16 protein-coding genes are annotated in these 13,978 nt (G+C 58.4%); 7 read left to right on the forward strand and 9 right to left on the reverse strand.

Going from position 1 to position 13,978, the window contains the following annotated elements:
- Positions 1-92 precede the first annotated feature (92 nt).
- Genes ACR1XY_RS04535 through ACR1XY_RS04545 form a run of 3 tightly spaced genes read left to right on the forward strand, consistent with a single transcriptional unit; the run spans position 93 to position 2,529 of the window.
- Positions 93-1,025 carry a bifunctional riboflavin kinase/FAD synthetase gene (locus ACR1XY_RS04535; RefSeq protein WP_480590278.1) on the forward strand — a complete coding sequence of 311 codons (933 nt, stop codon included), beginning with the start codon at positions 93-95 and terminating at the stop codon, positions 1,023-1,025.
- Complete coding sequence (locus ACR1XY_RS04540) at positions 1,022-1,495, forward strand: YcgN family cysteine cluster protein (protein WP_480590280.1); 474 nt, start codon at positions 1,022-1,024, stop codon at positions 1,493-1,495. Before ACR1XY_RS04535 ends, ACR1XY_RS04540 begins: the two co-directional genes overlap by 4 nt.
- Entirely contained in the window at positions 1,495-2,529 is a 1,035-nt protein-coding gene (locus ACR1XY_RS04545; protein ID WP_480590281.1) for a threonine aldolase family protein, read from the forward strand. Before ACR1XY_RS04540 ends, ACR1XY_RS04545 begins: the two co-directional genes overlap by 1 nt.
- Here the strand turns inward: ACR1XY_RS04545 and ACR1XY_RS04550 are convergent.
- Positions 2,526-3,335 (reverse strand): alpha/beta fold hydrolase, encoded by an 810-nt coding sequence (locus tag ACR1XY_RS04550; RefSeq protein WP_480590283.1) that lies wholly within the window; start codon positions 3,333-3,335, stop codon positions 2,526-2,528. The genes ACR1XY_RS04545 and ACR1XY_RS04550 overlap by 4 nt on opposite strands.
- On the reverse strand, positions 3,332-3,934 hold the full coding sequence (locus ACR1XY_RS04555) for a DsbA family protein (RefSeq protein WP_480590285.1): 603 nt from the start codon (positions 3,932-3,934) through the stop codon (positions 3,332-3,334). The genes ACR1XY_RS04550 and ACR1XY_RS04555 overlap by 4 nt, the downstream gene beginning before the upstream one ends.
- A gap of 108 nt (positions 3,935-4,042) precedes the next feature.
- Between ACR1XY_RS04555 and ACR1XY_RS04560 the strand changes: the two genes are divergently transcribed.
- The 3 genes from ACR1XY_RS04560 (at position 4,043) to ACR1XY_RS04570 (ending at position 6,566) form a co-directional block, all read left to right on the forward strand.
- A complete protein-coding gene (locus tag ACR1XY_RS04560; protein WP_480590287.1) occupies positions 4,043-5,065 on the forward strand; it encodes a ribose-phosphate pyrophosphokinase in 1,023 nt (340 codons plus the stop codon).
- Between the two features lie 66 nt (positions 5,066-5,131).
- Positions 5,132-5,581 (forward strand): ribose 5-phosphate isomerase B, encoded by a 450-nt coding sequence (gene rpiB / locus ACR1XY_RS04565; protein ID WP_480590289.1) that lies wholly within the window; start codon positions 5,132-5,134, stop codon positions 5,579-5,581.
- A 301-nt stretch (positions 5,582-5,882) separates the two neighbouring features.
- A complete protein-coding gene (locus ACR1XY_RS04570) occupies positions 5,883-6,566 on the forward strand; it encodes a hypothetical protein (RefSeq protein ID WP_480590291.1) in 684 nt (227 codons plus the stop codon).
- A 61-nt stretch (positions 6,567-6,627) separates the two neighbouring features.
- Here ACR1XY_RS04570 and ACR1XY_RS04575 read toward each other — a convergent pair whose 3' ends face one another.
- The 7 genes from ACR1XY_RS04575 to ACR1XY_RS04605 form a co-directional block, all read right to left on the reverse strand.
- Positions 6,628-6,978 carry an H-type lectin domain-containing protein gene (locus ACR1XY_RS04575; protein ID WP_480590293.1) on the reverse strand — a complete coding sequence of 117 codons (351 nt, stop codon included), beginning with the start codon at positions 6,976-6,978 and terminating at the stop codon, positions 6,628-6,630.
- 118 nt (positions 6,979-7,096) lie between these two features.
- The gene (locus ACR1XY_RS04580; RefSeq protein WP_480590295.1) at positions 7,097-7,507 is read right to left on the reverse strand and encodes a F0F1 ATP synthase subunit epsilon; all 411 of its coding nucleotides are present in this window, start codon (positions 7,505-7,507) and stop codon (positions 7,097-7,099) included.
- A gap of 12 nt (positions 7,508-7,519) precedes the next feature.
- Positions 7,520-8,944, reverse strand: a complete 1,425-nt coding sequence (gene atpD / locus ACR1XY_RS04585) for a F0F1 ATP synthase subunit beta (RefSeq protein WP_480590297.1) — start codon at positions 8,942-8,944, stop codon at positions 7,520-7,522.
- A 20-nt stretch (positions 8,945-8,964) separates the two neighbouring features.
- On the reverse strand, positions 8,965-9,840 hold the full coding sequence (locus tag ACR1XY_RS04590) for a F0F1 ATP synthase subunit gamma (RefSeq protein ID WP_480590299.1): 876 nt from the start codon (positions 9,838-9,840) through the stop codon (positions 8,965-8,967).
- A 15-nt stretch (positions 9,841-9,855) separates the two neighbouring features.
- Positions 9,856-11,394 carry a F0F1 ATP synthase subunit alpha gene (gene atpA / locus ACR1XY_RS04595; RefSeq protein ID WP_480590301.1) on the reverse strand — a complete coding sequence of 513 codons (1,539 nt, stop codon included), beginning with the start codon at positions 11,392-11,394 and terminating at the stop codon, positions 9,856-9,858.
- Positions 11,395-11,955 (reverse strand): F0F1 ATP synthase subunit delta, encoded by a 561-nt coding sequence (locus ACR1XY_RS04600; RefSeq protein ID WP_480590304.1) that lies wholly within the window; start codon positions 11,953-11,955, stop codon positions 11,395-11,397. It lies immediately after the preceding gene.
- A gap of 303 nt (positions 11,956-12,258) precedes the next feature.
- Complete coding sequence (locus ACR1XY_RS04605) at positions 12,259-12,993, reverse strand: methyltransferase domain-containing protein (protein WP_480590306.1); 735 nt, start codon at positions 12,991-12,993, stop codon at positions 12,259-12,261.
- A gap of 61 nt (positions 12,994-13,054) precedes the next feature.
- On the opposite strand from ACR1XY_RS04605, the gene gloB reads away from it, so the two are divergent.
- The gene (gene gloB, locus ACR1XY_RS04610; RefSeq protein ID WP_480590308.1) at positions 13,055-13,822 is read left to right on the forward strand and encodes a hydroxyacylglutathione hydrolase; all 768 of its coding nucleotides are present in this window, start codon (positions 13,055-13,057) and stop codon (positions 13,820-13,822) included.
- Positions 13,823-13,978 lie beyond the last annotated feature (156 nt).

Genomic DNA, 13,978 nt, shown 5'->3' on the forward strand with positions numbered 1-13,978 from the left:
ACAGCTCAGTTCCGGGCTATTTCTCGGGGTAGCGCCTTCCAAATCCAAACTGCCGCTTGAACAAATGGACTCGCAACGCTACGCACTCGCCTATGCGCATCATCCGGGATTTTCAGTTTATCGAGCCTCAGGACCGCGGCGCCAGCGTGGCGATCGGGAACTTTGACGGCGTCCATGTCGGGCATCAGTCGGTAATCGAACTGGCGCGCAATGCCGCCCCGGACGCCCCTTTGGGAGTGCTGACGTTCGAGCCCCACCCGCGCGAGTATTTTGCACCCGACGCACCACCCTTTCGCCTGATGCGCGGCAACGCCCGCGCGCACAGGCTGGAAAAGCTGGGGGTGCGGAAACTGTACGAATTGCCCTTCAATGCCGCCTTGGCCGGGCTGACTCCGGAAGAATTCGCGCGCAACGTGATCTGCGACGGGCTGGGCCTGTCGCATGTGGTCGTGGGGGCCGATTTCTGTTTCGGCAAAGGCCGCAGCGGTACGGCGGATGACATGGCCCGCTTTGGGCAGGAAATGGAGTTCGGTGTCACCATTGCCCCGCTGATGGAGCGATCCGAAAACGTGGTATCGTCCACGGCGATCCGCACCGCCCTGTCCGAAGGCCGTCCCCGGGATGCCGCCGCCATGCTGGGCCATTGGCACCGGATCGAGGGCGAGGTGATCGGTGGCGAACAGCGGGGCCGCGAACTGGGTTTTCCCACCGCGAACATGTCCATCGAGGGGCTACACCCGCCGAAATTCGGCGTCTACGCAGTGCTGGTCGATGTGTTGGGCGGCCCCCATCAGGGCAGCTATCATGGCGCGGCCTCGGTTGGCACACGTCCGATGTTTCAGGGCGAAGTCCCCAATATCGAAACATTCCTGTTCGATTTCTTGGGTGACCTCTACGGGGCTACCCTGTCAGTCGGGCTGGTTGAATACTTGCGGCCAGAGATGAGATTCGACGGGCTGGACGGCCTCATCACTCAAATGGGTGCCGATTGCGACAAGGCCCGCAGCATTCTGACGGCGCTATGACCACCGATCCCATTGATCGCAATGGTCTGAGCCCGCGCTTCTGGGAACGTAAACCGCTGTCCAAGATGAACCAGCGCGAATGGGAAGCGCTGTGCGACGGCTGCGGCAAGTGCTGCCTGAACAAGTTGGAGGACGAGGATACCGGCGAGGTCGCGCTGACCTGCGTCGCCTGCCGCCTGCTGGATGACGAGAGCTGCCGATGCACCCAATACGACATCCGCCACCAGTTCGTGCCGGAATGTATCGTGATGAAGCCTGACAATATCGACGACCACGCCTATTGGCTGCCGCAGACCTGCGCCTACCGGCTGCTGTGGGAGGGGAAACCTCTTTATGACTGGCACCCGTTGATATCTGGTACGCCGGACAGCGTGCACGCCGCCGGAATGTCGGTCCGGGGTCGCACGGTATCCGAGTTCGAAACACCGCTTGAAGAGTGGGAAGATTATATCATCGAGGAGCCCAGCTGATGTATTTCGCCTCTGACAATTCCGGGCCGGTTCACCCGCAGGTTATGGCCGCATTGAATGCAGCCAATGAGGGTTATCAGATGGCCTATGGTGCCGACACGCTGATGAACGCGGTGCGGGATCGCATTCGCGGCATCTTTGAAGCGCCCGGTGCAGCGGTGTATCTGGTAGCCACCGGCACGGCGGCGAATTCGCTGGCGCTGGCGACTTTGGCAAACCCTTGGGATACCGTCTTCTGCTCGCCAGTGGCGCATATCCACGAAGACGAGTGCAACGCACCGGAATTCTACAGCGGAGCCAAACTGACGCTCGTGCCCGGCGGCGACAAGATGGACCCCGAGGCACTGCGCGGCGCGATTCTGGCCGAGGAAACACGCGGCGTGCACGGCCCGCAACGCGGGCCTGTTTCGATCACGCAGGTGACCGAGCGTGGCTCGGTCTATTCACTGGCCGAATTGCAGGCGCTGTGCGGTGTGGCGAAGGAATATGGCCTGCCAGTACATCTGGACGGTGCGCGGTTCACCAATGCGCTGGTGGCGCTGAATTGCTCTCCGGCCGAGATGACGTGGAAAGCAGGCGTGGACGCGGTCAGTTTTGGCGGCACCAAGAACGGGCTGATGGGGGTCGAGGCGGTTGTCTTTTTCGACGAATCCAAAGCCTGGGAATTTGAGTTGCGCCGCAAACGCGGGGCACATCTGTTTTCCAAACACCGCTATCTGTCGGCGCAGATGGCTGCCTATCTGCAAGAAGATCTGTGGCTGAAACTGGCCCGTCAGGCCAATGCCAATTGCACCCGACTGGCCGAGGGGTTGCGGACCAAAGGGGCCTCGTTCCTGCACGAGCCGCAGGCGAACATGATCTTCGCGCAGTTCTCGCGGGGGCGGCACAAACAGCTGCACGAAGCAGGTGCCGTCTATCACCTGTGGGGAGCGGAACTGGACGGAGCCGATGACGAGGAAACCCTCGCCTGCCGCTTGGTCTGCGACTGGTCGATCAGCGCCGAGGATATCGACCGGTTTCTTTCCCTGCTTTAACGGTCGCGAGTATCCTGCCAGAACTTCTGCACCAATCCCGCCGTATCTTGCGGATGTGTAATCGGCAGCATATGCCCTGCGCCCTCGACCATGGCGTAGGATGCGTTGGGCAGCCGCTGCTGCAGCCCCTTGCCGATCGCAGGCATCACCGGGTGCGTCCTTGACCCGCTGAGAATCTGCACCGGCATGGTCGCGCAGTCCAGAACGCCGGAGTTCAAAAACCCGCTCCGATCCTGAAACAATACGTCTTCCACCGCAGGAACAACGTGCACGCCCCGCACCATCGCGGCACGGGTGCGTTCAGGCAGGTCCGGCCAACGGGGGCTGTCATCGGTGCTCCACATCCGGTTGAACAGGCGCGCGGCCAGCGCCATGTCTCCGGCGGCCAGAGCATCCGTATAGGGCTGCGCTTCGTGGTCATGTTTCGCAACCAACTCGGGCGCATCCCGCTTCGCAACCGCAAAGAACACCGGTTCGATCAACACGGCACTGCGGATCAGGTTGGGATGCTCGACCGCAAGGCGCAGCGCAACCATACCGCCGAAAGAATGGCCGATCACGTCCATCGGTTCGGTCAGTTGAGCAGCAGCCAATTCAGTGGCGAGGTCGAAAAAATCCCCCTGCCCGTCCCAATCCGGGCTGCGGCCGTGTGACAGCATGTCGGGGGCAACCAGGGTCGCTTCACCGGCAAGCGCCGCAGCCAGACCGGACCACGCGCCGGAATGCGCAATGGTGCAGTGCAGGGCCAGCACCTTTCGTGCGCCCTGACCCAAGGTTCTGACGTGGACCGGCAACTGGTCCTTCACACCTTCATCTCGGCCAGGTGCCGATCCAGATCGTCCAGCCTATCCTGACCCCAGAACCTCTGATCATCCTTAGTGATATAGAACGGAGCACCAAAGACGCCACGATCCACGGCCTCTTCCAGATTGGCGGCATAAGTTTCCGCACCCACCAGCAGGCCACTATCAGCAAGGCTCGGATCAAACCCGGCCTGAGACAGGCAATCGCGGATTACGTCATCTTGTGAAATGTCCTTCTCCTCGGCCCAGCAGGCGCGCAGGAAGGATTGGACCAGCTTGCCCATATCCCCTGATCCATCCTTCACCGCCGCAATTACCGCATAAGACGATGGCGCCATATTGGTCGGCCAATGCGCGGGCTGCAGATTGAAATCCATGCCCAGAGCTTTCGATTGCCGCAGCAGCTCCTGCTTGCGGTATTCGATGCGCGAGATATGCCGGTCCTTCGGCGGTGTCCCACCCGTGCGTCCGAACAGCGCCATGATGTCCAGCGGTTTGTAGTTGATCGTTGCCCCATGCTTGGCCGCGACCTCCTCTAGTCGCCCGCCTGCCAAATATGTGAATGGCGAAATTGTCGCAAAAAAGTAGTCAATCTGGGCCATGTGCACTTTCTCCGCTGGGTTATCTTTGCTGGACGGTAAGGCCATGCTAAGCGGTGTCAACATCACGAATCTGTCACATTTGCCATTGCTGCCCGGGGACCTCAGCCGATGCCGACACTCAACGAACCCAAGCTTATCGCTGGGAACGCTAATCTTCCGCTTGCCGAATCCATTGCTCGCCGCATGAGCCTGTATCGCGGTGTCGATCAGGGTCTGGTCGATGCGAGAGTCGAGCGGTTTAACGACGGCGAGATTTTCGTCGAAGTGTTCGAAAACGTGCGCGGCGAGGATATGTTTATTGTCCAGCCGACCTCGAACCCGGCCAATGACAATCTGATGGAGCTGCTGATCATCGCCGATGCGCTGCGCCGGTCTTCGGCCCAGCGGATCACCGCCGTGATCCCCTATTTCGGTTATGCCCGTCAGGACCGCCGCACCAAGGCCCGCACGCCGATCAGTGCCAAGCTGGTTGCAAACATGCTGACCGGTGCCGGGATCGAGCGGATCCTGACCATGGACCTGCACGCCGCCCAGATTCAGGGGTTCTTCGACATGCCGGTCGACAACCTCTATGCCTCTCCGATTTTTGCGCTGGACGTGAAACATCAGTTCAAGAACAACCTGGATGAATTGATGGTCGTCTCGCCTGACGTGGGCGGCGTGGCGCGCGCACGCGAGCTTGCCAAGCGGATCAACGCCCCCCTGTCCATCGTAGACAAGCGCCGCGAAAAGGCCGGTGAAGTGGCCGAGATGACCGTGATTGGTGACGTGAAAGACAAGATCTGCCTGATCGTGGACGACATGTGCGATACTGCTGGTACGCTTTGCAAAGCGGCGCAGGTGCTGTTGGACAACGGCGCAAAGGAGGTGCACTCCTACATAACTCACGGCGTCATGAGCGGCCCCGCGGTCGAGCGTGTGACGAACTCAGTGATGAAATCACTGGTGCTGACCGACACGATCCAACCTACCAAAGAAGTCACCAAGGCCAAGAACATCCGTATTGTCCCGACCGCGCCGATCTTTACCCAGGCGATCCTGAACATTTGGAACGGAACCAGCGTGTCATCGCTGTTCGAGGACAAGACCCTGACACCGATCTACGAATCCATGTACCATAATATCGCCTGACAGAAACGGGCGGCCTAACAGCCGCCCTATTGCATTCCCGACAACCAATCAGGGCAGGACGTTTCCGTGACAGCCTCAAAACGCATCGTTCTTTCAAGCGACCACGCAGCCATCGACCTGCGCCAGGCCGTCGCCACCCATATCTCGGCGAAAGGCTGGGACGTGGTGGATATCGGGCCAACCACTCCCGAAAGCACGCATTACCCCAAACACGGCAAAGCCGCAGCGCAGGCTGTGGCCTCGGGTGATTGCGAGCTGGGGATTGTTCTGTGCGGCACCGGACAGGGCATTATGATGGCAGCCAACAAAGTACCAGGCATCCGTTGCGGCGTCTGCTCGGACGCGTTTTCTGCCCGAATGATCCGTCAGCACAACAATGCAAACATGCTGTCGATCGGAGCGCGTGTGGTGGGGGAAGGTCAGGCTCTGGACATCGTCGACGCCTTTCTGACTGCCGAGTTCGAAGGCGGTCGTCATGCGACGCGTGTAGATATGATTGAGGGAAATGAGGCCTAGAGCAGCATTTCAGGCCACTTCAGAGCACCGCAAACCTGGCGGCGCCCGCTTGCAGAGCTCTAGTTGGACTATGTCTGGCACACGTCAATGCATGTTGGCGACGCAACCTTGTGAGCGATCTGTGCCTTAGCGCTACGAATGTTGACAATATAAGCAAAGTTCAGACGTCTCACGCCCATTTTACAGCGGCTCCTTTCTTGGCCTCGGCGCATCAACTACGCTGACGTCTGACCAATTTTCACCACATTGCCTTGGTAAAAATCCTGCAAAAACAAACTTATAGAGTTTCAGACCTCGCTCCATGTCAAACACAAGCTTTCAAGACCGCATTCAACGCATCAACGCCAACAACCTGCAAGCAACCTCTGACCTTTCGCAAAAAGAAACAAAAGCTCCGTCACTCAGACCAAATCACTGGAAGGTCCTTGTCGGCATACTGTTTTTGAGTGTCGGCCAACAAGCAATAAAACAGGCAAACGAAAGTTACGAGGTTATAAAGCAAAGCTATGGGATCGGTGCCGCAGCCGGGCTAGGTGTTGTGGGGGTAATCGCGTTAGTGGCTGGCTGTATCCTAATGTACCGCGGCATTACTGCTGGCAACAAACAGCGGAACAAGGCGATCTCGGACGCCTCCATAACGGGCGGGCGTCGAAAGCGTATTGCGTCAAACAGGGCTCGGGCCATATGTTCCATAGTGGGCTTCACCTTTGGCGTCATTGCCACATATTACCTTATTACAGGCAAAATCGCCCACTCAATGGATACCGAGAGTGCCCGCGAGTACTCCCTTGGGGCCGGCGTGATTATGATTGGTCTCCCTCTGCTGTCCTTGCTGATAGGATTAATCGGACTTTTCGTGCGTGGTTATGCCTTGAGCCGTGTTCCGGTCTATTGCGTCCTTGGAGCCGTCATAACGATTTCCACCATAATGCTGAGTGGTACTAATCCTTACGAATGGAACTGGTTGTTTTCCAGACTACACTGATCATCCCGAAAAGTGCGCAGCATATTTTTCTAACTACTTCCAGACTCAGGCGTTCAATCATTCACGAGATATCCCAGTCATCCTCATGTGCGATCTCTCCGATTGCAGTCCAGTTCACCCGGATTCGCGCAATCCGAGTGTCAGACCATGTTCGAAAGATGGCAGTAAACCCTTCAGATGTAATATCCGAAGCCGTCACCTCAGCTCGCAACGCGGAGGACGTATCAACATCCCAAAGCGAGACACCGATCTGAACCACTGGCGCAGAGCGGAATGGTTGGCTGAAAGTAACGGCAGAACGCCGTTCGCGCGGGCCTTCTCCGGTCCACATATCGCCGCCGTCAGCGAAATCAGAAAACAGCACTGCCTCGCCTTGGTCGATACCAATTGGGTGGGTTCGAAAAGTCTTCATTATTGATGTCTTTGTCTTTGTATTCCCTACACCTATCCTGCGACTCCGGGAAAATCACGACAAAAAAAACGGCCCCGCACAGGCGGAGCCGTTTTAAATCACAAGAAAAGCCAGAGCCTTACAGGCTCATATGCGTTCCAAGGGCTTCCATGTCGGCCAACAGCTTGGCGGCGTCGTCGACGATGCTCTGATCGTCTCCGTTCTTGGCCACTTCGTGCGAAGCGCGGGCCTCGGCGATCAGGTCATCCAGTTGCGACCGGGTCACCTCGGTCACCGGAATGGCCTTTTCGGCCAGAACCGACAGGCTATCTCCGTTGATCTGAGCAAACCCGCCGGTGACCAGATACTCGCTGGAGCCTTCGGGTGAGTCGACCTTCAGGATGCCCGGGCGCAGGGTAGTGATGGTGGGGGCATGATCGGGCATCGCCGTCATGTCCCCGTCCGCGCCGGGAATCTGGACCGCCGTCGCCGCAAGCGAAGCTAGGCTCCGCTCGGGGCTGACGAGGTCGAATTGCATCGTGTTTGCCATCAGGGATACTCCTTAGGCGGCTTCTGCGGCCATCTTTTCCGCTTTGGCGATCACTTCTTCGATACCGCCAACCATCAGGAAGGCCGCTTCGGGCAGGTGATCGTATTCGCCAGCCACAACGGCCTTGAACGACGAGATGGTGACATCCAGCGGAACCTGAACGCCCGGCGAGCCGGTGAAGACCTCGGCCACGTCGAACGGCTGTGACAGGAAGCGTTCGATCTTACGGGCACGGGCCACGGTCAGTTTGTCCTCTTCCGACAGTTCGTCCATGCCGAGGATGGCAATGATGTCCTGCAGCGACTTGTAACGCTGGAGGATCTGCTGAACGTCGGTCGCAACCTTATAGTGCTCTTCACCAACGATGGCCGGGTCGAGCAGACGCGAGGTCGAGTCGAGCGGGTCAACGGCCGGGTAGATACCTTTTTCCGAGATCGCACGGTTAAGAACGGTGGTCGCGTCCAAGTGGGCGAACGAGGTTGCCGGCGCGGGGTCGGTAAGGTCGTCCGCAGGCACGTAGATCGCTTGAACCGAGGTGATCGAGCCCGACTTGGTCGAAGTGATGCGTTCCTGCAGGGCGCCCATGTCGGTGGCCAGCGTGGGCTGGTAGCCCACCGCCGAAGGAATACGACCCAGCAGAGCCGAAACCTCGGAGCCCGCCTGCGTGAAGCGGAAGATATTGTCGACGAAGAACAGAACGTCGGTACCGGACTGGTCGCGGAACTGCTCGGCCAGGGTCAGACCGGTCAGAGCAACTCGTGCACGCGCTCCCGGAGGTTCGTTCATCTGACCGTAAACCAGGGCCACCTGCGATTCCGACAGGTTGTCCGGCTTGATAACGTTCGATTCGATCATCTCGTGGTACAGGTCGTTCCCTTCACGGGTCCGTTCGCCAACACCCGCGAACACCGAAAAGCCCGAGTGCACTTTTGCAATGTTATTGATCAGTTCCATGATCAGAACGGTTTTACCAACGCCGGCGCCGCCGAACAGGCCGATCTTACCGCCTTTGGCGTAAGGGGCCAGCAGGTCAACAACCTTAATGCCGGTCACCAGAACTTCCGACTCGGTCGACTGTTCATCAAAGCTCGGTGCAGGCTGGTGGATTGCGCGGGCTTCGGTCGCTTCGACCGGGCCTTTTTCGTCGATCGGCTCACCAACCACGTTCAGGATGCGGCCCAGGGTGGCGTTGCCAACCGGAACCGAGATCGGTGCGCCGGTGTCCGACACTTCTTCGCCACGGACCAGACCTTCGGTCGCGTCCATCGCGATGGTGCGGACGGTGTTTTCACCCAGGTGCTGAGCAACTTCCAACACCAGACGTTTGCCGTTGTTGGTGGTTTCCAGCGCGTTCAGAATTTCAGGCAGCTGATCTTCGAAGTGCACGTCGACGACGGCCCCGATGATCTGTGTGACTTTGCCTTTTGCATTCGCCATGTTTCGTCTCCGGTTTGTCTCTACAGCGCTTCGGCGCCGGAAATAATTTCAATCAGCTCGTTGGTGATCACGGCCTGACGTGAGCGGTTAAACTGGATCGTCAGCTTGTCGATCATCTCACCCGCGTTGCGTGTCGCGTTGTCCATCGCGGACATTCGTGCACCCTGTTCAGACGCTCCGTTTTCGAGCAGAGCCGAGAAGATCGCGGTCGCAACCCCCTTGGGCAGCAGGTCGGCCAGGATGGCCTCTTCGCTGGGCTCGTAGTCGAAGATGGCACCGCTGTCGTCACCCTCGGTGTCCTCAAACGAGGCGGGGATGACCTGCTGTGCCGTCGGGATCTGGGTCACAACGTTGACGAACTTCGAGTAGAAGATCGTGGCAACGTCGAACTCACCCCCGTCAAAGCGGGAAAGGATATCCTTCGCGATGTCTTGCGCGTTGGAGTAACCCAGACGCTTGACTTCGCTCAGGTCGATATGTCCAACGAACAGATCGCCAAAATCACGCTTGAGAGCGTCGCGGCCTTTTTTGCCGACAGTCAAGACCTTGACTGTTTTGCCTTTCAGGCGAAGCTCTTCCGCTTTGACACGGGCCAGCTTGGCGATGTTCGAGTTGAAGCCGCCGCAGAGGCCGCGCTCAGCTGTCATGACAACCAGCAGGTGGACATCATCACTGCCCGTACCCCGGAGCAGCTTGGGGGCGCTGTCGCTGCCCCCGACCGACGCCGCCAACCCCGCCATTACAGCATTGAACTGCTTGGCATAGGGACGCGAGGCTTCGGCAGATTCCTGGGCGCGGCGCAGTTTTGCAGCCGCGACCATCTGCATGGCCTTGGTGATCTTGCGGGTCGATTTGACCGACTCGATCCTGTTTTTAAGGTCCTTAAGATTTGGCATATGCCCGCCTCTCCCTTAAGCGAAGGTTGCGGCGTATTCGTCAATCGCAGCCTTGATCTTGTCGGAAGCGTCGCCCTTGATCTTGGGATCTTCGTCCGTGATCCACTGAAGCAGATCCGCGTGCTTGCCACGCAGATGCGCCAGCAGGCCAGCTTCGTAACGGCCTACATCGGACACGTCGATCTTGTCGAGGTAACCGTTGGTACCGGCGAAGATGACGCAAACGATTTCAGCGTTGGTCAGCGGCGAGTACTGCGGCTGTTTCATCAGCTCGGTCAGACGTGCGCCACGGTTCAGCAGCTGCTGGGTCGCGGCGTCCAGGTCAGAACCGAACTGCGCAAACGCAGCCATTTCGCGATACTGAGCCAGCTCCAGCTTAACCGGACCAGCAACCGACTTCATCGAGTTGGTCTGAGCCGAGGAGCCTACACGCGAAACCGACAGACCGGTGTTCACAGCAGGACGGATGCCCTGATAGAACAGTTCGGTTTCCAGGAAGATCTGACCGTCGGTGATCGAAATCACGTTGGTCGGAATAAACGCCGAAACGTCTCCACCCTGAGTTTCGATAACCGGCAGAGCAGTCAGCGAGCCTGCACCGAAGTCCTCGTTCAGCTTCGCCGAGCGCTCAAGCAGCCGCGAGTGGAGGTAGAAAACGTCACCAGGATAGGCTTCACGTCCGGGCGGGCGGCGCAGCAGCAGCGACATCTGACGATAGGACACAGCCTGTTTCGACAGGTCATCATAGATGATCAGCGCGTGGCGGCCGTTGTCACGGAAGTACTCGGCCATTGCAGTTGCGGCGTAAGGTGCCAGGAACTGCATCGGCGCCGGGTCGGACGCGGTTGCGGCCACAACGATCGAGTAGTCGATCGCACCGGATTCTTCCAGTTTCTTCACCAGCTGCGCAACGGTCGAACGCTTTTGACCAATCGCAACGTAGACACAGTACAGCTTCTTCGACTCGTCGTCGCCGGCTGCGTCGTTATAGGTTTTCTGGTTCAGGATCGCGTCCAGAGCAACGGCAGTTTTACCGGTCTGACGGTCGCCAATGATAAGTTCCCGCTGGCCACGGCCAATCGGGATCATCGCGTCAACCGATTTCAGGCCGGTTGCCATCGGTTCGTGAACCGATTTACGCGGGATGATGCCGGGCGCTTTGACGTCTGCAACGCCACGCTTGGTTGCGTTGATCGGGCCCTTGCCGTCCAGCGGGTTACCCAGACCGTCAACAACACGGCCCAGCAGCTCGTCACCGATCGGAACGTCCACGATCGAGTTCGTGCGCTTAACAGTATCACCTTCTTTGATGTCACGGTCCGAACCGAAGATAACGACACCGACGTTGTCGCTTTCCAGGTTCAACGCCATGCCCATGATGCCGCCGGGGAATTCGACCATCTCACCGGCTTGTACGTTGTCCAGGCCGTATACACGGGCAATCCCGTCACCGACGCTCAGCACGCGACCGATCTCGGCCACTTCGGCTTCCTGACCAAAATTTTTGATCTGGTCCTTCAGGATTGCAGAAATCTCTGCAGCTTGGATTCCCATTTATCCGACCTCTTTCATTGCATTCTGTAGGGAGTTCAGCTTCGAACGGATCGAGCTATCGATCATTTTCGAGCCCACTTTAACGACAAGACCGCCGATGAGGCTTTCATCAACGGTCGCATTGATTGTCACGGTCTTGCCCACACGCTCGGACAGCGTCTTGGACAGTTTTTCCATTTGCGTCTTGGTCAGCGCCTTGGCCGACGCAACATCTGCGGTCACTTCGCCACGCTCGTCCGCCAGCATTTCGCGCAGGACTTGAACCAGTTGCGGAACGACAAACAGGCGGCGCTTTTGCGCCATCAGACCCAGCGTGTTGCGCAGGATGGCGTGCAAACCCATCTTGTCGGCAACTGCGGTGATTGCGCCTTCTTGTTCGGCACGCGAAACCAGCGGAGATGCGATCAGGTCGCGCAATTCGGCGCTTTCGCCCAAGGCTGCAGCCAGATCATTGATGCCGGATTCCAGACCTGCAAGGTCATTGTTCTCTTTCGCAATCTCAAAGATTGCGGTGGCATAGCGCTCGGCGATGCCAGTGGAAATCGAAGCTGGTTCGGACACGTCCACCCTTCCGATATTTGAGGCCCCGATTTTGAGTAGCGGCCGCTACCTTGGGGCGTGAGGAAACCCCGTCCATGTAGGGCGGGGATCAAAATCACCGGGGATGTAGCAGAGCAGAACCAACCAAGCAATATACTATAGCGGTAACGGAATTATCCACAAAACATTACTTTTCAACATCTTACACCAAGTGCGACGGTTTGAACCCCCAAGGTCAGGTGAAAAATGTTACGAATATGCAAGTTTTTGCGATTCCTGTGACTTTTTTCCCGCGTTTTTTCCGCTCTTTTGGCGGATGAGTGGTCACGCGGGCTTTAACAAGCCATCCAGTGCCTTGATGGGGCGCCGCTCAGTGTCCTTTGTGACGCTGCCGCTGGGCGGGCGGATATGTTTGGTCGCCTCAACCATCAGAACACCACCGGCCATGACCGTGGGCAAGCGCTGCCCGGTTTTCTCGATCAGACTTCCAGATTTCAGCCAGAACCGGCGGAAGGACGGCGGCATGTACAGGGCGGAACAGTGGCTTTCAGGAAGAAAATGGTGCTCTTTCAACTGGCTCTCGAGCTGCGACGCCGAATACGGTCGCCCGAACCCGAACGGTGTCCGGTCCGTCCGCGACCACAACCCCGCCCGGTTCGGCACAACGAACAAAGCGCGCCCACCCGGGCCCAGAACGCGCCAGCATTCGTCGAGCAGTTCACTGGGACGGCTCGAAGTCTCCAGCCCGTGCATCACCACCAATTTGTCCACATGGCCGGTTTCGACCGGCCACATGGTTTCCTCGGTCAGAACTGACACGTTGGACATCCCCGGGGGCCACGGCATCACTCCCTGTGGCCCAGGCATCAGGCCGATTACCCGCCGCGCGTCGGCCAGAAAGGGGCGCAGCAAGGGCACCGCGAAGCCGAAGCCCACCACAGTCTGCCCCTTGGCTTCGGGCCATATCTCGGTCAACCGACCCCGAATAGCCGCCTGCGCCGCCCGGCCCAATGTGCTGCGGTAGTAGAAGTTCCTCAAATCCTGCACATCAAGATGCATTGCGGACACCCGGTCAATCGGCTTAGCTGAGCGCAGTCTAGCAACGAAAGGGCAAAAGGCCATGCCTCTTGAGATCGTCACCATCCCATGTCTCAGCGATAACTACGCTTTTCTGGCGCATGACGCTGCCAGTGGCCAGACCGCCCTTATTGACGCACCCGAATCCGGCCCAATTCTGGCCGAATTGGACAGGCGCGGCTGGAAGCTCAGCCATGTGCTGCTGACGCACCACCATTTCGACCACGTGGATGGTCTACCCGCAATTCTGGAAAACCACCCAGCCAAGGTTGTTGGCGCAGCTGCCGACGCCCATCGCCTGCCCCCGCTGGACCAGCAGGTCTCGGACGGCGATACTTTCGAGATCGGAGGCGAACCGGTTCAGGTCCTGGACGTTTCCGGCCACACCATCGGGCATGTAGCCTATCATATGCCGATAAGCTCTGTGGTTTTCACCGCTGACAGCCTGATGGCCCTTGGCTGCGGCCGCCTGTTCGAGGGGACTGCACCGCAAATGTGGACGTCCCTCAGCAAACTGGCCACCCTGCCCGGCGACACTCTCGTTTGCTCTGGTCACGAATATACTCAGTCCAACGCGCAATTCGCTGTCACCGTCGATCCGGACAATGCCGCACTGCAGCAACGCAAAGCTGATATTGATGCTGCCCGCGCAGCAGGACAACCCACTGTTCCGTCGACCCTGGCGCTGGAAAAGGCCACAAACCCGTTTCTGCGCGCCACTGATCCGGCGATTCAGGCGCATTTGGGGATGGAAAATGGCGACGCCGCTGAGGTTTTTGCCGAAATCCGGGCTAGAAAGGACCGCTTCTAGTGCATATTTCGCTCTCTTCTCGGACACGGTCACGTTAAATGTGACTGTCAAGAGAAAGAAAACCCTTGAAGCCGGGCCACGATCAACCAAACTCTAATAGTATGAGGACATGGTTGGATTGGGGCCATAGACGCCCCCCTTCGACCCAAGACAGAG

The sequence above is a fragment of the Ruegeria sp. AD11(2025) genome, assembly GCF_056542405.1.

What these genes read in the sequence shown, in the direction of transcription:
- ACR1XY_RS04535 (WP_480590278.1), top strand. Translation starts at nt 93, where the DNA reads ATGCGCATCATCCGGGATTTTCAGTTTATCGAGCCTCAGGACCGCGGC.
- ACR1XY_RS04540 (WP_480590280.1), top strand. Translation starts at nt 1,022, where the DNA reads ATGACCACCGATCCCATTGATCGCAATGGTCTGAGCCCGCGCTTCTGG.
- ACR1XY_RS04545 (WP_480590281.1), top strand. Translation starts at nt 1,495, where the DNA reads ATGTATTTCGCCTCTGACAATTCCGGGCCGGTTCACCCGCAGGTTATG.
- ACR1XY_RS04555 (WP_480590285.1), bottom strand. Translation starts at nt 3,934, where the DNA reads ATGGCCCAGATTGACTACTTTTTTGCGACAATTTCGCCATTCACATAT.
- ACR1XY_RS04560 (WP_480590287.1), top strand. Translation starts at nt 4,043, where the DNA reads ATGCCGACACTCAACGAACCCAAGCTTATCGCTGGGAACGCTAATCTT.
- ACR1XY_RS04570 (WP_480590291.1), top strand. Translation starts at nt 5,883, where the DNA reads ATGTCAAACACAAGCTTTCAAGACCGCATTCAACGCATCAACGCCAAC.
- ACR1XY_RS04575 (WP_480590293.1), bottom strand. Translation starts at nt 6,978, where the DNA reads ATGAAGACTTTTCGAACCCACCCAATTGGTATCGACCAAGGCGAGGCA.
- ACR1XY_RS04580 (WP_480590295.1), bottom strand. Translation starts at nt 7,507, where the DNA reads ATGGCAAACACGATGCAATTCGACCTCGTCAGCCCCGAGCGGAGCCTA.
- atpD (WP_480590297.1), bottom strand. Translation starts at nt 8,944, where the DNA reads ATGGCGAATGCAAAAGGCAAAGTCACACAGATCATCGGGGCCGTCGTC.
- ACR1XY_RS04590 (WP_480590299.1), bottom strand. Translation starts at nt 9,840, where the DNA reads ATGCCAAATCTTAAGGACCTTAAAAACAGGATCGAGTCGGTCAAATCG.
- atpA (WP_480590301.1), bottom strand. Translation starts at nt 11,394, where the DNA reads ATGGGAATCCAAGCTGCAGAGATTTCTGCAATCCTGAAGGACCAGATC.
- ACR1XY_RS04605 (WP_480590306.1), bottom strand. Translation starts at nt 12,993, where the DNA reads ATGCATCTTGATGTGCAGGATTTGAGGAACTTCTACTACCGCAGCACA.
- gloB (WP_480590308.1), top strand. Translation starts at nt 13,055, where the DNA reads ATGCCTCTTGAGATCGTCACCATCCCATGTCTCAGCGATAACTACGCT.